We start from the raw sequence: 17,138 nt of genomic DNA, 5'->3' as shown, positions 1-17,138 counted from the left end.
TCCTCCAGTGATATCTTAGGTTTACCCTGTTACATAGCACTGTTATGCTTGCTGGCCTAATTTAATTTGATCACAGGTATTTTCATGGCAAAACTTTCTTTTGACTCTATCGAAGCACAAGCAAGTTATGGGGTTGGCTTACAAGTCGGTCAGCAATTACTGGAATCTGGTTTGCAAGGTCTGGAGCCGGAAGCATTGCTGGCAGGGTTATGTGATGCGCTGGAAAGTCGTTCTCCAGCAGTGCCGGTTGATATACTGCATCGTGCTTTACGTGAGATGCATGAGCGTGCAGACGGTGTGCGCCGTGAACGCCAGCAGGCTATGGCAGAAGAGGGTCAGAAGTTTCTGGCAGAAAATGCCCTGCGTGATGGTATCAGTACGACAGAATCTGGTTTACAGTTCTCTGTACTAAAACAGGGTGATGGTGCAATTCCGGCCCGTACTGACCAGGTTCGTGTTCACTATACTGGTCGCCTGATTGATGGCACTGTGTTTGACAGTTCAGTACAGCGTGGCGAACCTGCCGAATTCCCAGTGAATGGTGTGATTGCTGGATGGATCGAAGCATTGACCCTGATGCCTGTCGGTTCTAAATGGGAACTGTATATCCCATATGATTTGGCTTATGGTGAGCGTGGTGCCGGCGCATCGATTCCTCCATATAGCACACTGATTTTTGAAGTGGAATTACTGGATATTCTATAATTTTATCCAGAAATATGATTAAAAATAGCCGGTATATCCGGCTGTTTTTGTTTTGGTGATGGCAATAAAATTCTTACAATTCCGGCAGAAGATCGATTGATAATATAGTCTAAAATGATAACAGATAACTCACTGTAGAGGTGTATGATGCTAGAACAAGTCTGCCAACTGGCCCGGGAAGCTGGCGTGGCTATTATGACAGTTTATCAGGATGGACATCCCCTGAAAGTTGATCATAAACAGGATGATTCACCGATTACTATTGCTGATATTGCGGCTCATAAAATAATTAAAGCCGGATTGTCCCGTATCGCACCGGAAATTCCATTGTTGTCGGAAGAAGAGCCGCCAGCCTGGGAGGAGAGGTGTGATTGGAAGCGCTATTGGTTAGTTGATCCGCTGGATGGAACCAAGGAATTTATTAATCGTAACGGCGAATTCACGGTTAATATCGCTCTGATTGATGAGGGCATTCCTGTGATGGGGGTGGTGTACGCTCCTGTACAGGATACGCTTTATTTCGGGCAAGGGCGGCAGGCATGGAAAAAAACCTGTAGTGGTCAATGCTTGCCGATTAAAATTCGTGATGCTAATCCCCCAATGGTGGTAGTCAGCCGCTCTCATATGGATACAGAATTGGAGGATTATCTCAATCAGTTAGGTGAACATCAGACGGTTTCTGTGGGTTCTTCATTAAAGTTCTGCCTGGTGGCCGAAGGAAAAGCGCAACTTTATCCCCGTTTTGGACCAACTAATATCTGGGATACCGCAGCAGGCCATGCTGTGGCAATTGCGGCCGGTGCTCATGTAACAAACTGGAAAGGCCAGACTCTGAATTATACGCCTCGTGAATCATTCCTGAATCCAGGATTTAGAGTAACAATCTTTTAATAAATTAATGTCGGCTTTGCTTAAGAGCAGCAATTTCAGAGTCACGTAAATTCAAGCTCGGCTTTTTTGGTTGGAAGGTATAAACAATTAATCCCGACACAATCTCTAACAAAAAGCCGAGTATACTACGGTGCTTTGTGTGTTCATCTGGGAAATATTTTTAAGTTGGTCAACAGCTTTTTCTATCAGAAATAGTAAAGCCGGGCAATGGCCCGGCGAAAGGGTTAATGCAGCATCAGAACTTCAGCGAGCCTTGCATATAGAATGTGCGCGGCTGCCCGGCGTAGATGCCTTTATTGTTATCATCATAAGAACGGGTGTAATACTCGTGGTCGAAAATGTTTTTCACCCCAAAGGCTAGAGTCAGATTGGCCATTTGTGGACCGAAGTCATACGCCATGCGCGCATCCCACAGCATAAAGCCCGGAATGCGGCCAGTGCTGCCATCGGCACTTTCCTGTATGGTGTTAGCGTTATCAGCAAACTGGTTGGACTGGAATTCGCTGTTGAGATTGAAGGTCCAGTTGCCAGGTTTGTAATCCATACCAAATGTACCTTTATGCTTCGGTGAGAACGGCACTTGATTCCCGTAGGTATCGCCTTTTTCACGAATTTCCGCGTTTACATAGGTGTAGTTGGCGTAAACCGAAATGTTCTCCAATTTAGACGTAAGCTCGGAAAGATTGTAACGTGCCTGAGCTTCCAGCCCGGTGTGCCGGGTTTTCCCTCGTGCCGTAACAGTATCGTTGGTCTGGTTGGAGTCGTATTGATTGTTGAAGTTAATCAGGAACAGCCCCATTTCCGCAGTCAGAGCGCCGTCGTCGTAGCGGGTTCCGACTTCCCAGGTTCGCGCTTTTTCCGGTTCTACATTGCCGCTCCGTACAGCCTTACCAATCTGGCTGTACTGTACGGTACCGAATGAGCTTTCCGTATTGGCATAAAGATTCCAACTGTCAGTAACGTGATAAAGAACGTTGAGTGCAGGCAGCGGCGCATTGTAGCTTACTTCTTGGCGGGTGCCTTTCAGGTTGTTGTTTTGGATGGATTTGATATGTTCGAATCGTATCCCTGGAGTGATGGTCCAGTTGCCGATATCAATGCGGTCGTCAATGTACCAGGCATGAGCTTCGGTACCAGAGCGGGTATTACGGTCATAAGGACTCGACGTGCTGGGTAATTCGCCGCTGCTGGTGACGGTGTAGTAACGCATTTCGTGGCTGGCTTCATTCACGTAACGGTAGCCAATCCCTACTTCATGGGCTGAAGGCCCTAAATTGAAGAGCTGGCTATAGCGCGGTTCGATGCTGCGCACCCAGTATTCCCGTGGGGAAAGGGTAATGCGTTTGCCCTGCTCGAGATAACCGCTGCGCAAGGTATGGGTATATAAGCTCTGAATATTGAATTTGTGCTGCTGGTCGGGCTGATACTGATAGCTAAGGCTTGCGAGCTGACGGCGGCCCCAGAAGCGATCATATGGGCGAGTGGATTGCCAGCGATTGGCATCGTAATCGGCGCGTGAAAGACCTCCGGGCATATCCGCACTGCCATCATAATATTGCAGCAGGCTGTTGAAGGTGTGCACTTCATTGGGGGCATAGCGGCTTTTGAGCATCACGTCGTCAATGTGCGTGGCGCTGTGCTCGCGCCAGTCGCTGCCACGTGTACCGGAGTAGAGAAGCGCCGTGCCGAAACCGTTATCTGCCGTACCGCCAATCATCAGATTATGGGTTTCTTTTGGATTATTTTGTGAAGATGTGGGGCTAAGTTGGCCTTCCACGCTTGCCTCAATGCCAAAATCCTGTGGGATAGCGCGAGTCACGAAATTCACCACACCACCTACGCTTTGTGGTCCGTAGCGCACAGCGCCGCCGCCGCGTACTACGTCTACTGCGTCCATGTTGCCGAGAGAGACTGGCGCCAACGATAGCTGTGGCTGGCCGTAGGGTGCGAAGGGGACCGGAATGCCATCCATCAGAACCGTAGAGCGGCTGGCAAGACGCGGGTTCAGGCCACGAATGCCGAAGTTCATCGCCAGGTCGTGGCTGCCGGTACCGTTGTTTTCCGGTGCGCTGACGCCAGGAATGCGGTTTAGCACTTCACGCATTGTTGTTGCGCCTGTTTTGGCAAAATCTTCACGGCGGATAACATCGCGTGCACCTGCATGTTCAAACACGTCAGTTTCACGAGCACTGCCCAGCCAGTCGCCTATCACGGTCATCGAGTCTTTCTGCGTGGCAGAAGCGGGTTCGAGTGTGAACGTGTTATCACCCAACGTTTTTGTCTGTAAATCAGTACCGATCAGTAAGGTGTTCAGTCCATCGGTGATGGAATAATCACCGTGTAGGCCGCTACTCTGTTTGCCGCGCGTTAAGCTGGCATCTACCGAAAAGGTAATACCAGCGCGGGTGGAGTACTGATTGAGAACTTTATCCAGTTCGCCTGCATTAATGTCATAGTGTGCGCTAGCTGGCACCACAGAAGCATACGCGATCCCCGAGGTTAGGCAAGCCACCGGTAACAGGCTTAAATGAATCGCCATTACCAGCGGTGTTGTTTTGTAAAGCGCGCGCAGTGACCGTGCACGTAAAAGTGTCATAACGTCTCCATAATCATTTTGTTGCTGTATTCACTTATAAGTCGAATGAAGAGGTAAAAAGGGACAATTGAAAATGATTATTTTTATGTTAATGATTTTTATGCGGGCAGAACATTCACCCAGTAGCGGGTAATGTATTGAATCTTAACGGGAAGTGTTTTTTCTATGACGGTTAATACCGTATCGGTATTTTTTATCGGGAAAGTGCCGGTTAACCGTAGTGAGGCGACAGTTGGGTCGCAGCGTAATACGCCGTTGCGATAGCGGGCGATGGTCGCTATCACTTCACTCAGTGGTTTGTCGCTGAAGCTTAATATACCTTGCGTCCACGCGTTGTCTTCGGCGATTGCTGTTGTCAGCTCGCTAAAATCGGTAGCGTTGAATCTTAAGCTTTCACCCTGACGTACAATACATTTGCGGTCAGCGCCGGTCAGGATCACTTCTACGGCATGTTGCTGTACGCTAACCAGCGTGGTGTTGTCTTCCTGACGAACCGTAAATTGGGTACCCAACGCAGTCAGTTGTGCTTGGCGGGTTTGTACGCGCAATAACTTTGTTCCAGCACCGTGCCCGGTGGTGATGGCAATTTCGCCATACCAGAGATGCACCAGACGTTGCTGAGGGTCAAAACGGACATCCACTGCGCTGTCAGTATTGAGTGTAAGCAGTGTGCCATCGCTCAGTTGATACTGCTGAATGTCCCCTTTAGCAGTACGGTAACCAGCTCGCAGACCCTCTCCTGTTTCTGAATGCCACAGTTGCCAGATACCGCCAACCCCTAGTAGCAACAGCACGCTTTTCATTATTCTGCGGCGTGACAGGTGTGTTTCCTGAAGTGTGCGGCTTGCCACATTACCTGGCACTACAAGCATCTGGTTACGCAGATTTTCCACCTGTTGCCACGCCCACTGATTATCCTGATGCTGTTCGTACCAACGCTGCCATTTTTCGATTTGCCGTGGGCTTGCTTGATCGCTACTCAGTACTGCATACCAGTGTGATGCTGATTTTAGGGCCTGGAGACGAGAATTGGTCAATGTGGTATTCATATCAGAGTCCATGCTCCAGGCGAAACAGCAAGCAATGCTCGGTGGCTTTGGCCATATATTTTTTCACGGAACTGACAGACACATTAAGACGTGAAGCGATATCGCTGTAGGTCAGACTTTCAAGCTGAGACAGTAAAAACGTTTGGCGAATTTTGCTGCTCAGGCCATCGATCATCTGGTCGATTTGTTGGAGCGTCTCAAGTTGGCACTGACGAATTTCTGGCGAGGGTATAAGCGCCTCGGGCTGTTGCGCAAGCAGTTCCAGATAGGCTTTTTCCAGAGCGTTGCGGCGAAACAGATCGATCATTACCCTTTTGGCAATAGTGCAGAGGAAGGATTTTGGGTCGCGAATTGTCTGTAGCGAATCACTGGTTATCACGCGGAGGAAGGTATCCTGCGCTACGTCGTCGGCGTCAAAGGACGATTGCAGTTTGCACGTGAGCCAGTTTTTTAGCCAGCCGTGATGCGCGCCGTAAAACGATTCAAGCGTCAGCTCCGCAGAAACAACAATGTAGTCAGACATAGCTTTATAATATCAAAAGTTAATAATCACGGTATCATCTTAATGTGAGAATGGTAATCATTACAATTGTCCCTGAAGGTTTTTATTTCATGTTAACGTGATATCGAGTAGGTGTGGTCGCAAGATTTGTCGCAAACCGAGCTTGAATTTACGTGATCTTGAAATTGCTGCTCTTAAGCAAAGCTGATGTTAAATAAGTTGCTTTTCAGTAGGGTGGTGGTGATAAGGGCAAATCGAAATATATCCGCAAGTCGTTATCACCACTGATGTTTTTACTGTAATTCTTTACGAACTAATTCAATTACCTGTTTGATTTCGTTGCTGTTTAGCTTACCTTCTTTGGCAAACTTCGCTACGCCATTTTTATCCAGGACAACAATGGCAGAATTTTTGGGTTCCAACTGCCAGGTTTTCTTGACTACACCATTGCTGTCAGCGATAAACTGGGACCAAGGAAACTCTTTTTTGCTGTCTTCAATATTGCTGCGGACAAATGGCCCGGTACCAAATATGGCATCATTAACATTGATGATGGTGGTTGTTTGGTATTTTTCTTTTGAAAAATCAGCACGTTTTATTTCTTCTATCAGCGGAGCATTCAGTTCTTTTGCTGCACTACGACCTGCAATATGTTGTATGACTCTCACTTTTCCGATCAGTTTTCCACTATCCCAATTTTGGTAGCTAAACTTATTATTGTTGAGTAACAACTCACCTTTATCAGAAACACTGACCGCAGGAACCTTTTGTTCCAGGTTAATGTTGTGAGCGAATGCCAGAGCAGGAGAACAGAGTAGCGCAGCATATAACATAAAATTTTTGATCATAATTTTTCCTTTGTAAGTGAATGTGACGATGCACGGGCCTTTAGCATAGCGGTTATCAGTTGATTTATCTCTTTAAAGAAGATCAATTTTTTAACATTAAGTAAGGGATAAATTTACATAATTATGCATATCTAAATATCTGTCATTTTATGTAAAGTTAGTACATAAAACTGAAAATGGGGGGAACAAAATCCGATAAATTAAGTCTACTATTCTACATAACGGTGTGGTGCATGGAGCTGGTTCACCAAACGTAACCGTAAGAAGCATAGGAGGAAAAAAGCAGAGATGAAAATTTTTCACCGATATAACCCACTGAAAATTGCTCTCTACGTTAAAACTTTATTCCGTGGACGTTTATACATTAAAGATATGGGGGCTTTTGAATTCGACTGCGGCAAAATTTTACCGCCGAAGGTAAGAGACAAACGCCATTTTAGTGTGATGAGTGAAGTTAATCAGCAGGTGCTACGTTTGCAGGCCGAAATAGGATAGATAACGAGAATAGCCGCGAGTAGCATACTGAATAATCTGCGCCACAATAAGTGGCGCATAACACAGAATATTAAACGGCCTCAGTTCAAAGGCCGTTTTTATTTATCATCACTGATGGTTGGGTTGTGAGCGGGAGCTGTGGTGGGGGTGTCAGTGATTTTTGTGACTAATAGCTGATCGATTTTGTAGTTATCAATATCGACAACTTCGAACTTATAACCCGCAAACTTGACCGAATCAGTACGTTTTGGAATTTTCCGCAATCGGAACATCATAAAGCCTGCAATAGTTTCGTAGTTACTGGAATCAGGAAAATCATCAATATCCAGTACCCGCTGTACATCATCAATCGGTGTTCCGCCTTCAACCAGCCATGAATTTTCGTCCCGGACGACGATCTGCTCTTCTTGTCCTTGATCAACCAAATCACCCATCAGGGTAGTCATCACATCATTGAGGGTAATTACCCCCATGACTAGCGCATATTCATTCAGGATAATAGCGAAATCTTCACCGGCAGCTTTAAAACTTTCCAGAGCATCTGAAAGCGTTAAAGTATCTGGAATGATCAACGCGTTGCGGATCTGGACACCTTTATTGAAGCTCAGGCTCTGACCACTCAGGACTTGGTTAAGCAGGTCTTTGGAATCCACATAACCGATAACATGATCAATATCGCCGTCACATATCAGATATTTGGAGTGTGGTTGGGTGGAAACCTGTTGTTTGATACTTTCTTCACTTTCATGCTTATCGAAGTAGACGATGCTTTCCCGTGAGGTCATGGCAGAAGGAACGGTACGGGATTCGAGTTCGAACACGTTTTCAATCAGTTCATGCTCTTGTTTACGCAGGATCCCCGCAACAGCGCCTGCTTCCACAACCGCGAAAATATCATCAGATGTGATGTCTTCATTACGCGCCATCGGAATTTTAAAGATCTTAAAGATAAGATCAGCCAGTCCATTAAATAACCAGACTAACGGACGGGAAATTGCCAGACAGAAACGCATTGGATTAACGATTTTCACCGCGACAGCTTCTGGTTTGATCATACCGATACGCTTTGGTGTCAAGTCAGCAAGCAAAATAAATGTACTGGTCACAATGATAAATGAACAGATAAAGCCGAGTTGTTCTGCCCATTCGGGCCGCATAAATTGAATGAAAAAAGCTTTCAGTGAAGGAGAAAATGCCGATTCACCAACAATACCAGCCAAAATGGCCACCGCATTCAGGCCGATTTGCACAACGGTAAAAAACATTCCCGGAGATTCTTGTAATTTGAGGACATGAGCTGCGTTGACATTACCTTCATCTGCCATCAGCTTTAATTTGATTCGCCTTGAGGCGGCCAGAGAGATTTCCGATAACGAAAAAAAAGCGCTGATCGCGCACAGTAAAAGCACCACTAAGAGACTATTTAGCATAAGGCATCCGTGTTTTACCTCCGGCGATAGGATTGGTTATGGTTGAAAGATCACCGGAGGAAACAATAAAAATTATGTAAAATAAAAAGTTGCAATAGATACTTAGAAAGCTATTGATTAGTGTGATAATTATAACATCAGTTTAGGTGAGCTGGCTAGTTTTTGCTCATTTGTGGTAGGCAAATGCCAATACCGCCTAACCCGCAGTATCCCTCAGGATTTTTAAACAGATATTGCTGGTGATAATCTTCCGCAAAATAGAATGGCCCTGCTTCTGTGATCTCGGTTGTAACAGGCCGGTTATCTCCTTGTTGTTGCATGGCTTTTTGGAAGCGTTCGCGGCTGGCTAATGCCAGTTCATGTTGCTGAGGTGATACAGTATAAATCGCGGAACGATACTGAGTGCCAATATCCCCTCCCTGACGCATTCCTTGAGCCGGGTCGTGGTTTTCCCAGAAAAGTTTTAGCAGGTTTTCGTAACTATTTTTTACCGGATCATAAACAATTCTGACAACCTCGGCGTGACCGGTCAGACCGCTACAGATTTCTTCATAAGTTGGATTTGGTGTTGTACCGCCGCTATAACCCGCAGAGGTCGTGTAAATATCAGGTTGTTGCCAGAACAGCCGTTCTGCACCCCAGAAGCATCCCATACCAACATAGGCAACTTCCATATTTTCTGGAACAGGTTCTATCGTATGATTGGTGACAGTATGTTCAGGTGAAACTTTAAGTGATTCTATTCTGCCCGGTAATATGCGTTGAGGATCAAGAGATTGGATCTCATTAGCTGAAGTTGGCACAATATTCCCTCCTGTAATTATTAAGTTTTCAGATATTAATAGATTGTATATATTATAAACTTTAATCAAAATAAATTTTATTATAGTTAAATTGTTCCGATCAGGTTAGGAGTTCGCGTGTCGAGATACCCCATTTTATGTCTTCTTTGTGTGTCTATCGTAACGCCTATCGCTCATAGTGCTAGTCTTCGCCTGAAAATAGAAGGATTAACCGGCAGTTTGGAAAAAAATGCCCGAGTTCATCTTTCCACTATCAGTACTGACGAGGTTGCAGCAGATGGGCGTTTCCGCGCTCGTGTAGATAAAGCGATTCGTGAAGGTCTGCGTCCGCTTGGTTATTATGAACCCATTATCGAATTTACCTATCAGGAAAATAACCCCCCCGCTCGTTCGGTATTAACAGCAAAAGTCACGGTCGGGGAACCTGTACGGATTGCCGGTGTTAATGTTGTTTTGGACGGTGGGGCTAAGACAGATGGAGATTATGCCAAACTGGTTAAAAGCAAAAGTCCGAAAAAAGGGACAATTCTTAATCATGGTGGCTATGAAAGCTTTAAAGGCTCTCTGACTGGGCTTGCTATTAGAAAAGGTTATTTTGACGCCGTAATGAAAAAGAGCCAATTGGGTGTTGCTAAAGAGCGGTATGAGGCATTTTGGGATTTTAATTTTAACAGCGGTGAGCGTTATCACTTTGGTCAGATACATTATCGTGGTTCACAAATTCGTGAAGATTATCTGAGTCACTTGGTGCCGTTTAAAGAAGGGGATTTTTATACCTCGGAACAATTGGCGGAATTGAATCGGCGGCTGGCAGAAACCGGCTGGTTTAATTCAGCACTGGTGACACCTGATTTTAAGGCTGCCAGAAAAAGTGGTAATAAGACTCTCCCTCTTGAGGCGGTATTAACACCACGTTCCAAAAACTATGTTGAACTGGGTGGGGGTTATGGAACAGATGTTGGGCCACGGGTAAAAGCTAAGTGGACAAAACCGTGGCTAAATTCTCGTGGACACAGCCTTGGCACGAGTATCAACCTTTCTGCACCTGAACAGGTGATTGATGCTACCTATAAAATGCCGCTGAAAGCGAATCCGCTGGAGCAATATTATGCGTTGCAGACCGGCTATAAACGTAAGGATGTCAACGATACCGTATCAGATACCGCAACGGTGAACCTTTCCCGTAACTGGGATCTTTCAACTGGTTGGCAATATGGGATTAATATGCGCTGGAGTCTCAGCCACTTTACGCAAGCTAATGTCACCAATACGGCTATGTTGTTGTATCCGGGAGTGAACGTTAGTCGTATCCGCCAACGTGGGGGTACGATGCCTTATTGGGGCGATAGCCAGCGTTATTCCATTGATATTTCTGATACCCTTTGGGGTTCTGATGTGGATTTCCTGGTATTACAGGCGCAAAACGTTTGGATCAGAACTTACTGGGATAACCACCGTTTTGTTGCCCGAGGTAATTTGGGTTGGATAGAAACCAATGAGTTCCAGAAAGTCCCTCCTGATTTACGTTTCTTTGCTGGTGGTGATCGTAGTGTCCGTGGTTACCAATATCAGAAAATTTCCCCTAAAGACAATGACGGAAAATTGACCGGGGCATCTATGCTGATCGTGGGTTCGCTTGAGTATCAATATAACGTAACGGGTGATTGGTGGGGTGCTGTTTTTGTCGATACAGGTGAAGCAGTCAATGATGTTAGAAGGAGCAATTTTAAAACCGGCGCAGGTGTCGGTGTGCGTTGGGCCTCTCCTGTCGGACCCATTAAGTTTGACCTTGCCAGGCCAATAGGGGATTCAGAATCCCGTAATATCCAGTTTTACATAGGGTTAGGATCTGAATTATGAGATGGATTAAGAAGGTCAGTATTGCTTTTTTGCTGATTATTACTCTGTTGGTTATTGCTGTTGCCGGATTGGTAGGAACGCAATCTGGTTTGCATACTATGATTAACAGTGCCGTCCGTTGGGTTCCGGGGCTGGATATAGCAGGTGTTAGTGGTGGCTGGCGTGATTTGACTTTGAGAGGTGTCAGGTATCAGATGCCCGGTGTTGATGTTAATGTGAATCAACTCCACCTTTCTTTACGTCTTTCTTGCCTGAAAAATAGTCAGTTATGTATTAATGCATTGACGACAGAAGGCGTAAAAGTCGCGATTAACACCAAACAATTGCCACTTGCGGGAGAGCCGTCGCCAGAATCAGCACCTCTGACTGAACTAAAGACTCCATATCCGATTTCACTTAACTTGCTATCCATTAAAAATGCTGCGGTCACCATAGATGATAGGGTGTTTGACCTTGATGAATTCAGGACTGCAGCTGAGTGGCAGCAAAAGGCATTAATTCTTAAGCCAACGAAAATCAATGGATTGCGGGTAGGATTACCAAAGACGACTCCTGAACAATTGAAAACAGCGGAAGCAGCAGAAAAAGCAAAACGGGAAATTGAACCAGAAAAGTCGTTGGGAGAAATCCTGAAAGCACTATTTTCTCAGCCGCTATTGGCAAGGTTACCGGAAGTGCCTATTCCACTGGATATTACGGTTGAAGAGATCAGTGGTAAGCAATTACGGCTGACTGGTGATACCAATATCACAATCAATGAGTTATTACTGCAAATTAGTAATCAGGGGCAGCAGATTCAGCTTAATAAATTGAATGTAAAGGCACTGGAAGGTTCTTTAGCCGTTCATGGTTCCGCGACTTTGGCGCAGCAATGGCCGGTGAAGCTGTCAATAAAAGGTGAGATAGATCAGCAAGAGATTCAAGGGCAAAAAGTTGACTTGAAGCTTAATGGAGCCTTGCTGGAGCAACTCAACTTAATTCTGAATTTGTCTGGCCCTGTCAAAGCTAAAATTGATGCCCAGGTGGAACTGGCTAAGGCAGGTTTGCCCGTGCGTATGACGCTTGAAAGCCAGCAACTGAGTTGGCCTTTGGCGGGGGAGCCTGAATATCAGCTTGATAATGTAAAAATGCGCCTGAATGGTAAAACGAGTGGTTATGATTTGTCATTGCGTTCGGGTATTAAAGGTAATGAAATTCCACCGGCATTATTGGTGTTGGATGCTAAAGGTAATGAAGAACGTTTTAAGTTGACCCGCTTACGTTTGTCTGCTTTGCAGGGAAGGACTGAACTGGTCGGTGTGGCAGATTGGAGTAAGGCGGTAAGTTGGAATGCGGTGTTGACACTCTCTGGAATCAATACTGCTAAACAGTGGCCGGAATGGCCAGCCGAAATAGATGGAAAAATAGTGACTCGTGGCAGTTTGCACGGTGGTAGCTGGCAGCTCCGAATCCCGGAAATCACACTTGATGGTAATGTAAAACAGAACTTGATAAAAGCCAGGGGTAAGATTTCGGGTAATGCGGCTGGTCAGTGGAATATTCCTCAATTTGAGCTGGCCTTAGGGCGTAATAAAATCAATCTCCAGGGACAGTTGTTCAAACAGTGGCAACTTGATGGCGATATCAGAGCACCTAGGCTGGATGGCTTATTACCAGGACTTGGTGGTGTCGTTAATGGGACGCTGAAACTGCGTGGTAATATGCAAGCGCCTCAAATTCTGGCTGATCTGAATGCTAATGGGTTGAAATGGCAGGATTTGCGCATTGATAGTGTGAATGTGAAGGGAGATGTACGTTCTGCTGCACAGATCCAAGGCGATCTTGCTATCAAAGTTGGTCAGTTGAAACAGGCTGATTTAATCGTTCGTAGTTTGACGCTGAATGCTAAGGGCAATGAGAAACAACATAATTTGCAACTGAAGGTCGATGGTGAGCCGGTTGCCGGTCAACTTGCGCTTAATGGTAGTTTTGATCGCAAGCAACAACGATGGAAAGGCAGTATTAATAATACCCGTTTTGATACTCCGGTTGGCGAATGGCGTTTAACCAAAGCTATTACTATTGATTATCTCAATCAGCAGCAGAAAGTCACTGTAGGTACTCATTGTTGGTTGAATCCACATGCGCAGCTCTGCGCACCGAAACCCATTGAAGCGGGTGCCAGCGGTAGTGCGTCTATTGTTCTTGATCGTTTTGATCTTGCTATGATTCAACCATTACTGGGGCCTGAAACACATTTGAAAGGTGTATTCAGTGGTAATGCGGATGTTAAGTGGAGTGCTGGAGGTGGATTGCCCCAGGCCAACGTTAATTTGCGTGGTGAGGCGGTGCAGGTTAAGCAAGTAATTGATGGCATCGCATTACCTGTAGATTTTCAAACCCTGACACTCAATGCAGGTTTGAAGAACGGAGCCGCAGAGCTGAATTGGCTGTTTAAAATTATGGGAAATGGTCAGTTTAACGGTGCGGTACAGGTTGCTGATCTTGAAGGGCGTCGCAAATTATCGGGCAATATTGGTATTCAGGATATTTCACTGGCGTTGATCAAACCGATTCTTGGAAAAGGTGATAAGGCAGAAGGTCATTTGAATGCTGACCTGCGCCTGGGCGGAAATGCCAAAAATCCATTACTGTTTGGTCGGTTGAACCTGAGCGCACTGCAAGCTTCGGGTCATTGGATTCCATTTGATATTACTCAAGGGCAACTTGGTGTAAATTTTGATGGAATACGTTCTGATCTTGAGGGGGTTATCAAAACGCCTAAGGGGCAGCTTTACCTGAATGGTGATGCTGACTGGCGTAATTTGGATGCGTGGCATGCAAGAATTGCCGCTAACGGTGATAAGTTGAGGGTAACTTTTCCACCAATGGTGAAAATTGATGTCAGCCCTGTTTTGGTATTTGAGGCTTCTCCTCAGTTGCTGAAATTGGATGGTAATGTTGATATTCCCTGGGCGAGTATTACAGTTAAAGAACTACCTGAATCGGCTGTTGAGGCATCATCGGATGAGATTATGTTGGGTGAGAATCTTCAGCCGTTAGACGTGAAAAAAGCGTCAATCCCGATTCAAAGTAACTTGATGATTCATATAGGAGATGATGTTCGACTCAGTGCATTTGGCCTCACAGCGAAACTTAGAGGCGCTCTGAAAGCTGTTCAGGGTGAACAGGGCCTGGGTTTGAATGGACAAGTTGATATTCTTGATGGCCGTTTCCATGCCTATGGACAAGATCTGATTGTCCGTAAAGGGATGATTGTGTTTTCAGGTCCATCGGATCAACCATTGCTTAATATTGAGGCTATCCGTAACCCAGAATCAACGGATGGTCGTGTTATTGCTGGGGTGAGAGTTACCGGTTTGGCGGATCAGCCAAAAGTGGAAATTTTCTCAGAACCTGCCAAATCACAACAGGAAGCGCTTTCTTACCTGTTGCGTGGTGAAGGGTTGGAGAGCAGTGACTCAGACAACTCCCAGATGGCGGCAATGTTGATAGGTTTGGGGGTTGCGCAGAGTAGTCAGTTGGTAGGTAAAATTGGTGAAATATTTGGTGTTTCCGATTTAGCACTGGATACTCAAGGGGTTGGTGATAAATCACAGGTAGTTGTTAGCGGAAAGATCACAAAAGATCTGCAAGTTAAGTATGGTGTTGGTATATTTGATTCACTGGCAACATTAACCTTACGCTATAGGTTAATGCCTAGATTGTATCTGGAAGCAGTGTCTGGTATTGATCAGACATTGGATTTGCTCTATCAGTTTGAGTTTTGAAAATGCGAATTATTGTTTATGGCAGCTTACGGCGCAAACAAGGCAATCATCACTGGATGACTGATGCTCAATGGTTAGGGGATCATAAGCTGGAAGGCTATGAGTTATACGACCTTGGGCATTATCCTGCGGTAATCCGTGGTGACGGGAGTATTGAATGTGAGATATATCGCATCAATTCTACTATCCTGACAGAGTTAGATGATTTGAAAGATAATTCTCGTGAGTATGTAAGGGAGTTGATTCAGACACCGTATGGCAGTGCATGGATATATCTTTATCAGTTTCCGGTAACCGGTTTACGGCGGATAAAAAGCGGTGACTGGCTGAAACGCCACGAAAAAGAGTAAAGTGGAGTTCCCTTTTTAAGGGATTGTGATATCAAAAACCCCCAGTCAGAAATGTCTTGGCGGGGGTTTTTTAATTATGCAGACAGAGAAAAATTATTTTTTAGCGGCACGTTCGAAAGAGGAGATAATTTCTGCTTTAGCTGCTTCGACATTATCCCAACCATCAACTTTAACCCACTTGCCTTTTTCCAGATCTTTGTAATGCTCAAAGAAGTGGGTAATCTGGGCACGCAGCAATTCTGGAAGGTCGTTCACATCTTTAATGTGATCATATTCTTTGGTCAATTTGCTGTGTGGAACCGCGACCAGTTTTGCATCTTCACCTGATTCATCAGTCATTTTCAGAACGCCAACTGGACGGCAACGGATCACAGCACCGGGTTGCAATGGGTATGGCGTTGGAACCAGAACATCAACCGGGTCACCATCCAGAGACAGAGTATTGTTGATGTAACCATAGTTGCATGGATAGAACATGGCGGTAGACATAAAACGGTCTACAAACAGCGCACCGGATTCTTTATCAACTTCATATTTAATGGGATCTGCGTTGGCAGGGATCTCAATAATGACATAGATGTCTTCAGGCAGTTCTTTTCCTGCCGGTACTAAGTTCAGGCTCATGAAAGTTTCCTTTATTTCAAACCAGAATAGAGTGGGGGCTATTATAGCCAGAATGATGATGAAATCTCACCATATCTAGCACCTTCTCTGTTAAAAATCTGCAAAACTAAGGAAGGCGGTGAGTTCCGCCTTCTATTCATAATTAACCGATGAAATTACTCATCCGGGAATTCAGCCATAAAACTTTCGGCTTTCTCTACCATTGATTTACTGCCAACAAAAAAAGGCACGCGCTGATGCAGTTTGGATGGGATGATATCCAGAATCCGGTTGGCACCATCACTGGCTTTACCGCCGGCTTGTTCGGCCAGGAATGCCATTGGGTTACATTCATATAGCAGGCGTAATTTTCCTGATGGATGGCTGGCGGTACTTGGATAAATGTAGATTCCGCCTTTCAGCAAGTTGCGGTGGAAATCAGCAACCAACGAGCCGATATAGCGTGTGGTGTAAGGACGCTGAGTCTCCTCATCCTGTTCCTGGCAATATTTAATGTATTTCTTCACTCCCATAGGGAATTTGATGTAATTCCCTTCGTTGATGGAGTACATATTGCCTTTGGGGGGAAACTGGACTTTTTCATGAGAAAGACAGAATACGCCGAGTGAAGGATCATAAGTAAAGGCATGTACACCACAGCCAGTGGTATAAACCAACATAGTTGAAGAACCGTAGACAACATATCCGGCAGCGACTTGGTGGTGACCTGGTTGCAGGAAATCTTTTTCAGTCACGGGCTCGCCGATTGGGGTAATACGGCGGTAGATAGAGAAAATAGTACCAACGGAAACGTTTACATCAATATTTGAAGAACCATCTAATGGGTCCATCAAAACAACATATTTTGCATTTTCAGCGCGGTCACCTTCGAAAATAACGATGTTGTCTTCTTCCTCTGAGGCGATACCGGCAACTTCACCGCGTGCTTTCAGTGCTGCTTTGAGTTTTTCATTAGCATACAGGTCCAGTTTCATCTGTACTTCGCCTTGGATATTGGACGCACCGCTGGTCCCTAAAATATCCACTAAACCGGCTTTGTTGATATCACGGTGAATGATTTTTGCTCCGAGCTTAATAGCGGAAAGCAATGCGGTGAGTTCACCTGTGGCATGAGAAAAATCTTGCTGCTTTTCGACGATGAATTCGCCTAATGTTTTCATGACGAAAGTCCTGAATGTGATTTGATAGTGGTTTTAGAGTGTCCATTGCACTCTT

The 17,138-nt window shown here is 45.4% G+C and carries 14 protein-coding genes; 6 read left to right on the top strand and 8 right to left on the bottom strand.

Features of this window, described 5'->3' with window-relative positions; all coding sequences use genetic code 11:
• The first annotated feature begins 84 nt into the window (after positions 1-84).
• Positions 85-705 (top strand): peptidylprolyl isomerase, encoded by a 621-nt coding sequence (locus ACGF7G_RS07110; protein WP_387464436.1) that lies wholly within the window; start codon positions 85-87, stop codon positions 703-705.
• Positions 706-852: 147 nt separating this feature from the next.
• Positions 853-1,596 (top strand): 3'(2'),5'-bisphosphate nucleotidase CysQ, encoded by a 744-nt coding sequence (cysQ, locus tag ACGF7G_RS07105; RefSeq protein ID WP_387464479.1) that lies wholly within the window; start codon positions 853-855, stop codon positions 1,594-1,596.
• 235 nt (positions 1,597-1,831) lie between these two features.
• On the opposite strand, the gene fecA is transcribed toward cysQ, so the two are convergent.
• From fecA to ACGF7G_RS07085, 4 genes are all read right to left on the bottom strand, one after another.
• Complete coding sequence (fecA, locus tag ACGF7G_RS07100) at positions 1,832-4,192, bottom strand: TonB-dependent Fe(3+) dicitrate receptor FecA (protein WP_387464435.1); 2,361 nt, start codon at positions 4,190-4,192, stop codon at positions 1,832-1,834.
• A gap of 98 nt (positions 4,193-4,290) precedes the next feature.
• Entirely contained in the window at positions 4,291-5,241 is a 951-nt protein-coding gene (gene fecR / locus ACGF7G_RS07095) for a ferric citrate uptake sigma factor regulator FecR (RefSeq protein WP_387464434.1), read from the bottom strand.
• Between the two features lies 1 nt (position 5,242).
• Positions 5,243-5,764 (bottom strand): ferric citrate uptake sigma factor FecI, encoded by a 522-nt coding sequence (gene fecI / locus ACGF7G_RS07090; RefSeq protein ID WP_133813849.1) that lies wholly within the window; start codon positions 5,762-5,764, stop codon positions 5,243-5,245.
• A 272-nt stretch (positions 5,765-6,036) separates the two neighbouring features.
• Positions 6,037-6,591 (bottom strand): YtfJ family protein, encoded by a 555-nt coding sequence (locus tag ACGF7G_RS07085; RefSeq protein ID WP_133813848.1) that lies wholly within the window; start codon positions 6,589-6,591, stop codon positions 6,037-6,039.
• Between the two features lie 288 nt (positions 6,592-6,879).
• Between ACGF7G_RS07085 and ACGF7G_RS07080 the strand changes: the two genes are divergently transcribed.
• Complete coding sequence (locus ACGF7G_RS07080; protein WP_011148633.1) at positions 6,880-7,086, top strand: DUF1107 domain-containing protein; 207 nt, start codon at positions 6,880-6,882, stop codon at positions 7,084-7,086.
• 98 nt (positions 7,087-7,184) lie between these two features.
• Here ACGF7G_RS07080 and ACGF7G_RS07075 read toward each other — a convergent pair whose 3' ends face one another.
• Both ACGF7G_RS07075 and msrA read right to left on the bottom strand, forming a co-directional pair.
• Positions 7,185-8,516, bottom strand: a complete 1,332-nt coding sequence (locus tag ACGF7G_RS07075; RefSeq protein ID WP_387464433.1) for a hemolysin family protein — start codon at positions 8,514-8,516, stop codon at positions 7,185-7,187.
• A 155-nt stretch (positions 8,517-8,671) separates the two neighbouring features.
• On the bottom strand, positions 8,672-9,319 hold the full coding sequence (msrA, locus tag ACGF7G_RS07070; RefSeq protein WP_387464432.1) for a peptide-methionine (S)-S-oxide reductase MsrA: 648 nt from the start codon (positions 9,317-9,319) through the stop codon (positions 8,672-8,674).
• Positions 9,320-9,436: 117 nt separating this feature from the next.
• Here msrA and ACGF7G_RS07065 point away from each other — a divergent pair, with 117 nt between their 5' ends.
• The 3 genes from ACGF7G_RS07065 to ACGF7G_RS07055 are packed head-to-tail and all read left to right on the top strand — an operon-like array spanning position 9,437 to position 15,299.
• A complete protein-coding gene (locus tag ACGF7G_RS07065) occupies positions 9,437-11,179 on the top strand; it encodes an autotransporter assembly complex family protein (RefSeq protein WP_387464431.1) in 1,743 nt (580 codons plus the stop codon).
• Entirely contained in the window at positions 11,176-14,949 is a 3,774-nt protein-coding gene (locus ACGF7G_RS07060; RefSeq protein WP_387464429.1) for a translocation/assembly module TamB domain-containing protein, read from the top strand. The genes ACGF7G_RS07065 and ACGF7G_RS07060 overlap by 4 nt, the downstream gene beginning before the upstream one ends.
• Positions 14,950-14,951: 2 nt before the next feature.
• Positions 14,952-15,299: a gamma-glutamylcyclotransferase gene (locus ACGF7G_RS07055; RefSeq protein WP_133813843.1), complete on the top strand. Its 348-nt coding sequence runs from the start codon at positions 14,952-14,954 to the stop codon at positions 15,297-15,299.
• A 93-nt stretch (positions 15,300-15,392) separates the two neighbouring features.
• On the opposite strand, the gene ppa is transcribed toward ACGF7G_RS07055, so the two are convergent.
• Positions 15,393-15,923, bottom strand: coding sequence for an inorganic diphosphatase (gene ppa, locus ACGF7G_RS07050; RefSeq protein WP_133813842.1), 531 nt, complete (start codon positions 15,921-15,923; stop codon positions 15,393-15,395).
• Between the two features lie 155 nt (positions 15,924-16,078).
• Positions 16,079-17,083 (bottom strand): class 1 fructose-bisphosphatase, encoded by a 1,005-nt coding sequence (gene fbp / locus ACGF7G_RS07045; protein ID WP_387464427.1) that lies wholly within the window; start codon positions 17,081-17,083, stop codon positions 16,079-16,081.
• Positions 17,084-17,138 lie beyond the last annotated feature (55 nt).

It is taken from the genome of Photorhabdus sp. RM323S, from assembly GCF_042879375.1.
Lineage (GTDB): Bacteria > Pseudomonadota > Gammaproteobacteria > Enterobacterales > Enterobacteriaceae > Photorhabdus > Photorhabdus tasmaniensis.
Note: the sequence above shows the minus strand (reverse complement) of the source record. Positions and strands in the feature narration are given on the sequence as shown.

Excerpts from the sequence above, each read along its gene's own strand:
- ACGF7G_RS07110 (WP_387464436.1), top strand. The coding sequence starts at position 85 with ATGGCAAAACTTTCTTTTGACTCTATCGAAGCACAAGCAAGTTATGGG.
- cysQ (WP_387464479.1), top strand. The coding sequence starts at position 853 with ATGCTAGAACAAGTCTGCCAACTGGCCCGGGAAGCTGGCGTGGCTATT.
- fecA (WP_387464435.1), bottom strand. The coding sequence starts at position 4,192 with ATGACACTTTTACGTGCACGGTCACTGCGCGCGCTTTACAAAACAACA.
- fecR (WP_387464434.1), bottom strand. The coding sequence starts at position 5,241 with ATGAATACCACATTGACCAATTCTCGTCTCCAGGCCCTAAAATCAGCA.
- fecI (WP_133813849.1), bottom strand. The coding sequence starts at position 5,764 with ATGTCTGACTACATTGTTGTTTCTGCGGAGCTGACGCTTGAATCGTTT.
- ACGF7G_RS07085 (WP_133813848.1), bottom strand. The coding sequence starts at position 6,591 with ATGATCAAAAATTTTATGTTATATGCTGCGCTACTCTGTTCTCCTGCT.
- ACGF7G_RS07080 (WP_011148633.1), top strand. The coding sequence starts at position 6,880 with ATGAAAATTTTTCACCGATATAACCCACTGAAAATTGCTCTCTACGTT.
- ACGF7G_RS07075 (WP_387464433.1), bottom strand. The coding sequence starts at position 8,516 with ATGCTAAATAGTCTCTTAGTGGTGCTTTTACTGTGCGCGATCAGCGCT.
- ACGF7G_RS07060 (WP_387464429.1), top strand. The coding sequence starts at position 11,176 with ATGAGATGGATTAAGAAGGTCAGTATTGCTTTTTTGCTGATTATTACT.
- ACGF7G_RS07055 (WP_133813843.1), top strand. The coding sequence starts at position 14,952 with ATGCGAATTATTGTTTATGGCAGCTTACGGCGCAAACAAGGCAATCAT.
- ppa (WP_133813842.1), bottom strand. The coding sequence starts at position 15,923 with ATGAGCCTGAACTTAGTACCGGCAGGAAAAGAACTGCCTGAAGACATC.
- fbp (WP_387464427.1), bottom strand. The coding sequence starts at position 17,083 with ATGAAAACATTAGGCGAATTCATCGTCGAAAAGCAGCAAGATTTTTCT.